We start from the raw sequence: 11481 nt of genomic DNA, 5'->3' as shown, positions 1-11481 counted from the left end.
TACGCTCCGCTAACGCGAACGTCCGTGTCAGCCTGAGGAGCTGGATAACGCCGACGTTGCCAGTGGAATAGGGAATAGAACAGATAATCATAGATTTCTATAGATTATCGTAGGTTTCTAAGAACGGTAATATTTCTGGGATTAATGAAAATCACCTTAATTTAAAATCCATTAAAAGGCTTAATACTTCAATTATTAATAGATGTAGGAGCAAATTATCTAAGGAATTTCCAGAAGCTGCGTTTAAGAGTTCTGATCCATCAAGAGTAGATGGATTGTCTCCTTTATTTAGTTGGCTCGCTGGATTTGAGAGATTTACAGACAGGGGCAAAAAAATCTACTCGCGATTATATGAGGAAAGTGTTGCTCCTAAATACGGGGTGAAAATTTCTGAGTACACGAGACATTTAGCCAAACAAATTTGTGAAAATGATATCATCACTTTCAAGATGAAGCAAGAGCTGAATTTGTTAGTTTTTGCTTCACCGGAATTTGAACTTTACAACAAAGTTTTTGACGATTATGGTTTTGGTTTAATGTGTCGTTCTATGTTGCTGAGTCGGATCTACCTTTTGAGCCGATTTCCGAAGCTAAGTGCATTTAAAAGGCGACTTGGATTTGGGTGTGAGGAAAATAGTTCGGGCGGAACTAATTCTTTTAAAAAGGCTGGCAGCAATATAGCCAGAACTGAATTACATCTTTGGTGCCGGAGTACGATCGCTCTGAAAGATCGACTGAATTCTAAGGTAGGCAAGCAAATCGAGGATAAGTTTTCCGAAAATAGCGAAAAAATTCGACGGCCAACGGAAAAAGACGCTGAGTTTGCCGATCTAGTGAACAGTAGGACTGTAGCTGTCGCCTTACGTTGGTTGTACCGAGATTTAAGGAGGGTCTGCTTGTAATGAACGATGTCGTCAACTACTTAAAAAGTCTAGGTTATTCTGAGTCTGACACAATTTTTCTTAGAGCTATCAAGTCAAGAAACAAGGCGGAGAACTTAAGCTATTTAGTGTCAGAGTTTGATTACGATGCTTTACAAGAGTTGAACACCAACGGTTATGACATCTATATAGTCGTAAATGGTGAAGGATACACCGATGCTGATGTAGAGCAATGCAAGGCTATTTTTTATGAACATGACAACCTATCAATAACAGAACAGGAAAATATTTGGCAAAAGCTTAACCTGCCACAACCTACTATTCAAGTATACACAGGCGGGAAGTCGGTTCATAATTATTGGGTATTTGACAAAACCTTGCCTACAGATTCTTGGAAAATTCTACAGGCTGACTTGTTAGAATTTAGCGGTGGCGACCCCAAAATCAAGAATCCTTCTAGACTTATGAGATTGCCTGGATTCTATCATCAAAAAGGTACTCAGGCAAGAATCATTAATCAGTCGGGCGAGCGCTACAGCTATAACCAACTGAGGAATGCAATCCCTAAAAAAACAGACATTAACTCAGTATTATTTCCTGCTATACTTCACCGTTATTATGGCAATCCGATAGCTTTGTGGTTGTATTGTCGATTTTATGACATAAACGGAAGTGGTAGAGTCATCATTAACTTGAATGAATGTGCCTCCGAACTTGAAATTAGTGTTAGCACTATCAGGAAATGGCTGTGCTGGGAGCGTCGATTGTGGAGAAGCTGGAAGACCCGCCGGGATATAGCAACTATTTATTATGTTTCTTCGCACAACTTAACAGCTAAGGCTGACTTAGAAAGATTTGGTGGTGGTGTTGCCCGCATTTAAAACCTTTCAGTGATAGCAAATCACCGATTAACTATATTGGCTACAGAAATTAAACTACAAGAAATTCAAAAAGCATCGAGGTATGCAGCTCACGAGAAAGCGATCGAGGAAGCTGCTATAAAGTATCATTTAGATCGACATAAATCCCAACACCGAAGAAAACTTAATTGGTTGGTTCCTAAGACTTTACACCCAAATGATTTAGTCTACCTCCCTGCGAAAAACATGGCGCGGGTACTTTGGAAAACTGGATTCATTCTGGGAGTATCAGAAGGCTTTTTAGCTTATGGTGCTAGCCAAGAAAAAGTCGCTACTTATCGGCGTTTATCAGTTCGGCAAGTACAGCGACATTTATCAAACGAGTATAGATGTTCGGAAAGTCCTGTCAGGGGGTTTCGGGGCATCTATCCTATTTTTGGGGTGCAGATAAATCAAAGGTTGCCTCGCGTTCAGGGCGCAAAGTTCAACAAAGCGCTGCTGGCTACTGCCGAATCTGACTGGGATTTAGCCTATGGCAAGGTTTGGCGCAATAATGAGGGTCGTTGGTTTGAGCGTAAATGTAAAGTTTATAACCAGTCCCTCATTTTGAGGAAGGCCAGATTTAGGCGATCGCGAGTCACGATTGATAAGTAATTCTTATGGTTGTTTTTGATCGAGCCGGAAAATTTAGTTTATAAGTTTTGATTATACTTTGACTATGACTATAAATTGTTAAAATCTTAACTCTTTAGTTTAAAAAAGTTGCTGTTAAATTTGATTTCTGATTTTAGTTGATTAAATTCAAATTCTAACACTCTAACACTCTAAAGTAAAGCTGCAAAGAAAAATGATAAAAATATGGAAGCTACTGTCTGGAGATTCATCTGTCATATCAAGTGAGGAATGTGGGTTATAAAAAAGTCTTTGTTTGTAGTTGTGCTTTCGCACCCTAAACCTAGCAGTGCTAAAGCGCAACTACGAGCCGATCGAGTTAAGGTCATTGCGACTGAAACGGAGTGGAAGGAAGCAATCTCAGGGTCTTCAGGATTACTTTCCTTTTGTCAAAATAACAACTTTTTCAGCATTATTCAGCGCTTTTGCTGATTGATGAACCACATCGTCACAACCAAAACCCTGTAGGGGCGATTCGCGAATCGCCCCTACTGTGATCTACCGACATGAAAACTGCTGATTAATGTTAACATTACTTACGCATAAGGTAGGAAAACGAGGATTTGAGATTGCTTCCCTATCGGTCGCAATGACGAATTAAGTCATAGTCAAGTTATATTTCACAGATAAGCCGATCGCTCTCACTGATATTAGGGTTAGTTTGCAAATAATCATACACCTGTTGACAAGCTTGTTCCAACAAATTATCCAGATTCAAATTCCATAAAATAATCTTGCCATCTGAACCAGCAGAAGCTAACATCTGACCATCCGGACTAAATTTCACACTTAAAACATTAGCTTGATGAGTATCCAAACTTTTGAGCAAAGTACCATCAAAATGCCACACTCTCAATATTCCATCTGTACTACCGGAAACCAATATCTGACCATCTGGACTGAAATCAATACTATTTACCTGTCCTGTGTGTATTAAAGTATGTAGAAGTTCTCCATTTGTCAGCCAAATTTTCACCGTTCCATCACCACTAGCAGTAGCTATTCTGCTTCATAAAACCGATATAAAACGTCAAAACAAGTGACATTTTACTGTTTACTTCCTGCTTCCACCGGAACTGTCGGCAGCACTCCGTCCACAGGCATTCACGGTCGAGCCGACCGCATTTCTCAAATTAATGCTGGCATTCAAATCTCGATCTTTAGATATCCCACAATCAGGACAATCATAAGTCCGATTATTTAACGGCATATCTTGAACATGGCCGCAATTAGAACAAGTTTTTGATGATGGAAAAAATCTATCTACTACCACTAGCTCAGAACCGTACCACTGGCATTTATATTCAAGCTGTCGCCTAAACTCATAAAAGCCTTGGTCTGCTACAGATTTAGCTAGTTTACCGTTAGCTAACATTCCACTAACGTTTAAATCTTCTATGACAACTTTGCCGTGGTTTTTGGCACTTGTTTGTTGTCAACTTATGAAGTCCATCTTTGCGGATGTTAGCTACCTTTCTATGTAGTTTGGCTATCTTAAGTTGTGATGCCCGACCGTTAGCAGAACCTATCTTTTTATTGCGATTTAGGTATTGCATTCTAGATAGTTTAGCTTCAAATATTCGAGCTTGATTTTACACTTGTCATAACTTTACCGTCACTTAAAGTTGCTAAAGTTTTTACTCCCAAATCTACACCAACAATTTCAGTCTTTTTAGGTGTTGGAGTCGGAGTAAATTGATAGCTGCAACTTAAGTACCAATCACCCGCTTGTCTACTAATAGTTATTTTTTTAGTTGTTGCTTCAATTGGTTCATAAGTTCTGATCACACCAATAAAAGGTAATTTGTGATTCCAACCATTTAGTTCTATCGGTTTCCCACAATTATCTATGGTGAAGGAATCATGTTTACCTTTCTTCTTAAATCTTGGATATTTACCCAACCCTTGAAAAAACCTCTTAAATGCTTCACCTAAATTGATGAAAGCGTATTGGTAAACTTTAGATGACAAGTTTTTCATCCAAGGATATAAAGGCTTTGTGTAGTTAGTAAAAACCTCTCTCAGTTTACGGGCATTAGGTTGATAACCATCCCTATAAGCTGCATTCCACAAACTTAACCCCCAGTTGTAACACCACCTGGAATAACCTGCATGTTGAGCAATCAGGGTTTTCTGCTTGTTATTCAGTTTGAGCTTAATTCTGATGGATTTCATGTATGCGTGAGTGGAGTATAGTGGTATCTTTTTTAACCTATTATATCGTTATTCTTTGATTAAGTCAATACTCTTATTATCAGGACTAAACCTAATATCTTTAATTCTGGCATTGTGTTCGAGACTCAGCAGCAATTTCCCCTCATCGCTAAGAATTTTTACTGTGTTGTCGTCAACAACAGCTTTCATTTTGCCATCTGAACTCATAAATGATTTCGGTAGCTTTCCCTTTATAGTTGCCAATAACTTACCATTTTTAGTTTTCCAAATTTTGAGAGTTCCATCACCACTGGCAGAATAAAGCTTTTTCCCGTGTTTACTAAACTCAATTCCGTAGATAAAAGAATTATGTCCTACTAATGTCTGCAACTTATTTTGAAGGTTCCATTGAAAATAGTAAGAGTTGTCATGGCAATACTACTAAAAATAGCTATTCTTAATCGTTGACGTAGAACTTTATTTATTTCTAACTGGGAACGCTGTTTTTCTACTTTAAATTCATTTTTTTGACTAGCAGCTAAAAATTTATAGTCTTTGTCACTTAAACTTTTATTTGTTGCCCAAATTTGAGCATCTTGTAATGCTTGACCTCTTAATAATCGAGATTCATCTTGACAACCAGAAATAAACCAAGCTTTTATTGCTTCGGAATAGGGGCGAAGTTTTCCTAACTCTTTTTTTATCCATTCCAGGTTAAATACTTCTTGATATATTCGGTTATAAACTGTTAATTTATGGCTTTGTTTTACCGAAAAATTAAGGTCTAAAGCCTCTCCATTTATGGAGAAAAAGCGGTCGGCAAGCGGAGCATTCCGTAGGATGGGATGGCGAGGTTTCCCGCTCTTGACAGAGTTGCTGCCTCTTGCAGAGGAGCTGCCTCTTGCAGAGGAGCTGCGAAGTGCGCTTTTCATGTCGGCTCAAGCGCCGAAACGCTAACGCCATATCCAATCTCCCCTTGAGAAGAAAAAAATTCCTTTTAGGCAATCCTATCCGTTATAAGAAGAGGTAATTATTAATTATTAATTATTAATTATTAATTATTAATTATTGAAGACCAAACCTGATAAACGTAATTGGCTTTGTTCGGCACTACCATCAGTATCGATTTCTCCCTTGTTTAAAATTTGTTGATAAAGACCTAATAATCTATTAGTTGTTTGTTCGTTGAAAATGAGGCGATCGCTAATAGTTTTCAAATGTTCTGATTGGTCATATAATTGCCAATTTTCAATAATTTTTTGTCTAACTAAATTCTCTACAAAAGCAGCTTCAGAATAATTTTGAGAATGATCGACAGCTAATTCTAGAATTAACTGACAAACTTTTTGAGTTAAAAATGGCTGACCTCCCCTCCAATCTAAAACCGCAGACATTACTGCCTCATAATCATTAACTTTTCCTATTAAACCTAAAGTTAATGGTTGAACTTCATCTATTTTAAAACCAGTCAACTCAATTGCTCTACCAATATTAAAAGGAGTACGTCGTTTATCCCTAATTAAATCTGAAGGGGTTGCCACTCCCATCATTACAAAAGTTATCCGTTCATATTTTGCTTCTTCTGCTCGTCTATTATAAAAATCTCTAATAACAGCAAAAAAATCATCAACACTAAAAGGCAAACTTAATATACTATCAACTTCATCAACAAAGATTATTATTTTTTCAGCAACTTTATTTAACAAAAAATCTCCAATAAACTTACTGAACTTTTTGATATGAGATAACTGACTATAAGCTTCGCACCAATCATCAATATTAAAGATATAATTTAATTGTAAACTGCCAACAATACTATCAATTATTCCCGCATACCATTCACTAGAAGTAATTTCAAAAGTACCAATTTCTGTCAGATCAATAGTAGCGCAAAAAATACCCTCAGCTTGTAATCTTTGAATAGTTCTCACTCGCAAACTTGACTTACCCATTTGTCGGGAGTTCAATACATAACAAAAATCACCTGCTTTTATACCTTCATAAATGTCTTTATCAGCCTGTCGTTTCACATAACCATGAGCATTAATGGGTAAACAGCCACCTAAATGATATGGGTAATTATTCATAAAATAAAATTAGGATATCCCTACTATATAAATCATATTTAAGTTGTAATATTTTAGTATTAATTAGGAGTTATGAGTCAGAATATAAAAGGATTTTGATTTATCTCATATCATGTTCAGTAAAACATTTATAATTAGGCTCGTAGTTGGGCAATATCCCTAATACTAAGTATTGTAATTGCTCAAGCCCAACTACAAACAAAAACTGTATTATTAAGTAATTATCCGAAATGATATTAATTGTTCTTAAATATCTCATAAATCATTCCCAATCGCTATAATTTTTATTTTTGTTAGTCAACTTTTTTTAGCAAAATTCTCTGTTAAAAAAAGTTGTAGAAAAATTTTATGAAATGCGCATAAACCCTATAAGATTGATAAAAGCTGATTAATTAACTGATAATCATTTCACAAAAATTCAATCGAAAATGTCTACAAACTCTTGGACTCATCGCCATATTCTATCTCTAACAGAATTTACACCCAAAGAATATAACATCATACTACAAACAGCAGCCAGTTTTCAAGAAGTTCTGGGTCGCCGAATGAAAAAAGTACCTGCATTACAAGGTCAAGTAGTAGCAAATTTATTCTTTGAACCCTCAACACGCACCCGTAATAGTTTTGAATTAGCTGCTAAACGCTTATCTGCGGATACTCTGAATTTTGCCCCAGGAACTTCCTCTCTTAGTAAGGGAGAAACTATTCTCGATACAGCTATGACTTATCTAGCAATGGGAACAGATATGATGGTCATTAGACATCGCGATGCAGGAGTACCAACAGCGATCGCTTCTGCAATGGATCGAAACGGTTATCAAGTTCGAATTCTTAATGCTGGAGATGGTCAACACGAACATCCTTCTCAAGCTTTACTTGACCTATTTACTATTTGTAAATTGTTAAATTCAACTGAACCTAGAATAGAACTTTTAGAAGGAAAAAAAATTGCTATTGTAGGAGATATTTTGCACTCTAGAGTAGCACGATCTAATATTTGGAGTTTAACAGCTTCTGGTGCTGAAGTACATTTAGCAGGAACCCCTACTTTATTACCTAAATATTTTGCTGAATTTGGCAAAAATAGACCTAGTAAATTATTTGTACATTGGAATATTGAACCTGCATTAGAAAAGGCAGATTTTGTAATGACTTTACGCCTGCAAAAAGAAAGAATGAGTCAACATTTACTGCCTAGTTTACGAGAATATCACCAACTATTTGGCATTACACGAGATCGCCTCAAACTTTGTCAACCAGGAGTTAAAATATTACACCCCGGACCTGTTAATCGAGGAGTAGAAATTAGTTCTGATTTAATGGATGACTCCCAGTTAAGTTTAATTTCTCAACAAGTCACCAGTGGTATTGCAGTAAGAATGGCTTTACTATATCTTTTAGGAGGAGGTAAAACTGATAATGGATAATTGATAATTAATAATTGATAATTGATAATTGATAATTAGACCTCTCCAGAAAATAAACTTGCTCTTTATTTAAGATAAGCTAGAGTTGTAAAATTTAACAAAATCATTTTTGGTATCTTTGTTCGTGAAAATACATTTCCTGTTCCCTGTTCCCTACTCTGGTAAAAAGTCTATATCTTTTTCAAAGATGTCTATTGATAATGGATAATTAATAATGAAAACTATCTCTAATTATTGCTCTACTGATTAATTTTCAAAGCATTGACGTTGACGGACAAAGACTTTAGCTTTATTAAAGTCGAAAAAAGTACCAAGTTTTCAGACTAAAACGCTCAAAAAGTTAGCATTTTGGGCAAGAGTTGGGAAAAAAAATTGTTCCCCTACTCCACTGTTCCCTCACTCCTTAAAAAGAGTTTTTCAGCAAACCCTAATTATCAATTATCCATTATCCATTACCGAAAAATTAAGGTATAGAGTCTCTCCATTCATGGAGAAAAAGCAGTCGTTTGCGGAGAATTTCGTAGGAAAGCTTTCCGTACCATATCCAATCTCCCCTTGAGAAGAAAAAAAATCCTTTTAGCCAATCCTCCTCTTTATAAGAAGAGGTAATTATTAATTATTAATTGTTAATTATTAATTATTGAACATGAACTCTAATTTAACAGTGCCATTCTCTACTAAGCCACAACAAGAAAAGGATAACTTTTCTATTACTATAGCTCCTTTGTCTATTGCCGATATCTACGCTTTAGCAGAAAATCCTGCCAATGGCGCTATAGTAGTAATGAGCGGAATGGTTCGTAATCAAACAGACGGTAAATCTGTAGTTGCTCTAGAATATCAATCCTATCAACCTATGGCTCTCAAAGTCTTCGAGCAAATTGCCACAGAACTTCGCAGTCAATGGCCAGATATTAATACAGTGGTAATTCATCATCGGGTGGGACGTTTAAAAATTGGTGAAATTAGCGTGTTAGTGGCCATTGGTTGTCCGCACCGCTCAGAAGCCTTTGAAGCTTGTCGTTATGCCATTGATACTTTAAAGCATACAGCACCCATCTGGAAAAAAGAACATTGGGCAGATGGATCTAGTAGTTGGGTAAGTATTGGAGCTTGTGAAGTGGAGTGTGAGGAGTAGAGTAGTGGTCTGTCAATTTTCAAATAATGACTTGAGACCTTTACTTAGAAGATCTATCGATTACCGAAAAATTAAGGTTTAAAGCCTCTCATGAGCAAGGAGAAAAAGCTGTCTTCGCTGCGCCACATGAAAAGCGGAGCTGTCCGTCAGGATGGGATGGCCAGGTTTCCCGATCTTGCAGAGCCGCTCCGAAGTTCGCCATATCCAATCTCCCCTTGAAAAGAAAAAATTCTTTTTAACCAATCCTCAATGTTTTAAGATGAGGTAATTATTAATTATTAATTGTTAATTATTAATTATTGAACCATATATTTGACTTAGGGCTTGCTGAAAAAAGCAGAGTGTGGGGAGGGTGGGAAGTGTGGGACACAGACGCAAAGGTACTATATTTTGAGTTCAAAAACTATAACGTTATAGTTTTGAACGCTATATATATGGTCTGGTGCGTAAGTCCTAAAAAGTTATTTAACCGACACAACTTCCCAATTCTCCGATCGAAAAATTGTGGGTATGCGCCTCCCCTTTTAAGCTATCCCTTATAAGGAACTCCGAAAACTTTGTGGGAGGGTGGGGAGAGGGGGAAGAGGGGGAAGAGGGGGGAGTAAGAATCTTGGTGTGGATTTCTCACTTCTTTATGTCTAATTCAATACACTATTTCTCAGAAAAAAGCTGATTTAATAAAATATCATAACTGACTGAATTTGTCAAGTTTTATGTTAAGAAAAATGTTTATAAAGCATAGCCTTTTAAGGGGATAAAAAAATAGAATATTCCATATTTCAATCCCGAAGCTTTAGCTAGGGGTACTGATAACTGATAACTGATAACTGATAACTGATAACTGATAACTGATAACTGAAATGGCCTCCCATCCAATGACTCCTCTCCATCAAAGGTCAATTGGAAACTTTCTGAAACATTTATCGTCTCTAGAAATTAGATATTCTAGAAATTAGATAATCGCTAAACTATTGAGCCAGTTCCGCCGATGAGTCAATATATATCTGTACCTTGGTCTAAGGTTGAGACAACCTTTTCACAAGTGGAATTGCCACCAGAAAAACTCTCTAACTACGATCTAGTATTGCGCTGCCAACAAGGTAGTCGCCCAGATCGAACTATATTTGCCGAACTTCTACATCGGTACAAACTCCATGTAGATAAAATTCTCTATCATTTGGCCCCCGAATGGCAAGATCGGTCAGATTTGGCTCAAGAAGTTTGGATTCGTGTTTACCGCAATATTAAACGCTTACAAGAACCAGCTAAGTTCAAGAGTTGGCTAAGTCGTATAACTACTAATCTGTTTTACGACGAGTTGCGAAAACGAAAACGAGTTACCCCTCCTCTATCATTAGATGCCCCTTTGGCTTTTGATGATGGTATTATTGATTGGGAAATTGCTGCAGATACTCCTGGACCTGAAGAAGAATTAACTACACAAGAGTTTTATGAACGTCTCAGGGATGCGATCGCCCAATTACCTGAAGTATTCAGAGTAACTATTGTCTTGAGAGAAATTGAGGGTTTATCATACGAAGAAATTGCAGAAATTACTGGGGTTTCTCTAGGAACTGTTAAATCAAGAATTGCTAGAGCTAGACAAAGATTACAATTACAGCTCCAAAAATATTTGGATATTTGATAATTCAATAAGCTGAATTAAGTTATTGGATTATCTTGTAAATCAATAAAAAATCTACCTAAAAAAATCAATAAAAGTTCCATATATACTTCCAAAATATCAACCTAATTTTAATCAAAAAATTTAATTGCTAGATAAATTTATTCAAAAATAAATCTCAATTCTTTAGCAGTGTTAAGTATGAGTAAAAAAATTAATTCAGATGAGTTTGATAATCAGCTTCAGGGTGAAAAAATAACTATGAAACAAGAAAGATTTGAATTAGTAAGTGCATACCTTGATGGTGAATTGACACCATCACAACGTAGAGAAGTAGAAGGTTTACTGGCTAAAGATCCAGTTGCTAAACATCTTTATCAGAGACTACTACAACTACGTTCTGAGTTTCAAAGAATGCCAATAACTCCAACAGTAGAAACTGTAGATAGAACAGTCGAACAAGTATTTGAAAAAATTGATCGTAGATCAAAACGGACTTTTATTTGGGGTGGTAGTGCCATTGCTGCTCTATGTATAGCAGTTATATCGGGGATTATTTCTGCTACTCGTTCTCCGGTAATTCAGTTAGCGGATGTATCTGATAGTGAACCTCTACAGATAGCTTTAAATGAACATAA

General features: G+C 36.5%; 11 protein-coding genes and 1 pseudogene. 7 read left to right on the top strand and 5 right to left on the bottom strand.

Annotated elements, in window-relative coordinates; translation table 11 throughout:
• Nucleotides 1-275: 275 nt before the first annotated feature.
• From F6K22_RS16205 to F6K22_RS16195, 3 genes are all read left to right on the top strand, one after another.
• Nucleotides 276-902, top strand: coding sequence for a hypothetical protein (locus F6K22_RS16205; protein WP_293099689.1), 627 nt, complete (start codon nucleotides 276-278; stop codon nucleotides 900-902).
• 107 nt (nucleotides 903-1009) lie between these two features.
• Nucleotides 1010-1762 (top strand): hypothetical protein, encoded by a 753-nt coding sequence (locus tag F6K22_RS16200; protein ID WP_293099686.1) that lies wholly within the window; start codon nucleotides 1010-1012, stop codon nucleotides 1760-1762.
• Between the two features lie 36 nt (nucleotides 1763-1798).
• Nucleotides 1799-2395 (top strand): hypothetical protein, encoded by a 597-nt coding sequence (locus tag F6K22_RS16195; RefSeq protein WP_293099684.1) that lies wholly within the window; start codon nucleotides 1799-1801, stop codon nucleotides 2393-2395.
• A 631-nt stretch (nucleotides 2396-3026) separates the two neighbouring features.
• Here the strand turns inward: F6K22_RS16195 and F6K22_RS16190 are convergent.
• From F6K22_RS16190 to F6K22_RS16170, 5 genes and pseudogenes are all read right to left on the bottom strand, one after another.
• Nucleotides 3027-3416, bottom strand: coding sequence for a WD40 repeat domain-containing protein (locus F6K22_RS16190; RefSeq protein ID WP_293099692.1), 390 nt, complete (start codon nucleotides 3414-3416; stop codon nucleotides 3027-3029).
• A 51-nt stretch (nucleotides 3417-3467) separates the two neighbouring features.
• Nucleotides 3468-4588, bottom strand: a pseudogene (locus tag F6K22_RS16185) (RNA-guided endonuclease InsQ/TnpB family protein).
• 48 nt (nucleotides 4589-4636) lie between these two features.
• Entirely contained in the window at nucleotides 4637-4957 is a 321-nt protein-coding gene (locus F6K22_RS16180; protein WP_293099681.1) for a WD40 repeat domain-containing protein, read from the bottom strand.
• Complete coding sequence (locus tag F6K22_RS16175; RefSeq protein WP_293099679.1) at nucleotides 4945-5499, bottom strand: hypothetical protein; 555 nt, start codon at nucleotides 5497-5499, stop codon at nucleotides 4945-4947. Before F6K22_RS16175 ends, F6K22_RS16180 begins: the two co-directional genes overlap by 13 nt.
• A 129-nt stretch (nucleotides 5500-5628) precedes the next feature.
• Entirely contained in the window at nucleotides 5629-6654 is a 1026-nt protein-coding gene (locus F6K22_RS16170; protein ID WP_293099676.1) for an AAA-like domain-containing protein, read from the bottom strand.
• Nucleotides 6655-7082: 428 nt separating this feature from the next.
• Here F6K22_RS16170 and F6K22_RS16165 point away from each other — a divergent pair, with 428 nt between their 5' ends.
• The 4 genes from F6K22_RS16165 to F6K22_RS16150 form a co-directional block, all read left to right on the top strand.
• Entirely contained in the window at nucleotides 7083-8081 is a 999-nt protein-coding gene (locus F6K22_RS16165; protein ID WP_293099673.1) for an aspartate carbamoyltransferase catalytic subunit, read from the top strand.
• 646 nt (nucleotides 8082-8727) lie between these two features.
• Nucleotides 8728-9219, top strand: coding sequence for a molybdenum cofactor biosynthesis protein MoaE (locus F6K22_RS16160; RefSeq protein WP_293099670.1), 492 nt, complete (start codon nucleotides 8728-8730; stop codon nucleotides 9217-9219).
• Between the two features lie 988 nt (nucleotides 9220-10207).
• On the top strand, nucleotides 10208-10864 hold the full coding sequence (locus tag F6K22_RS16155) for a sigma-70 family RNA polymerase sigma factor (RefSeq protein ID WP_293099667.1): 657 nt from the start codon (nucleotides 10208-10210) through the stop codon (nucleotides 10862-10864).
• A 180-nt stretch (nucleotides 10865-11044) separates the two neighbouring features.
• Nucleotides 11045-11481, top strand: a 437-nt coding sequence (locus tag F6K22_RS16150; RefSeq protein WP_293099665.1) for an anti-sigma factor family protein, incomplete at its 3' end; no start/stop codon positions are given.

Source organism: Okeania sp. SIO2F4, assembly GCF_010672385.1.
Taxonomy (GTDB): domain Bacteria; phylum Cyanobacteriota; class Cyanobacteriia; order Cyanobacteriales; family Microcoleaceae; genus Trichodesmium.
This window is presented reverse-complemented; position numbering and strand designations above follow the sequence as displayed.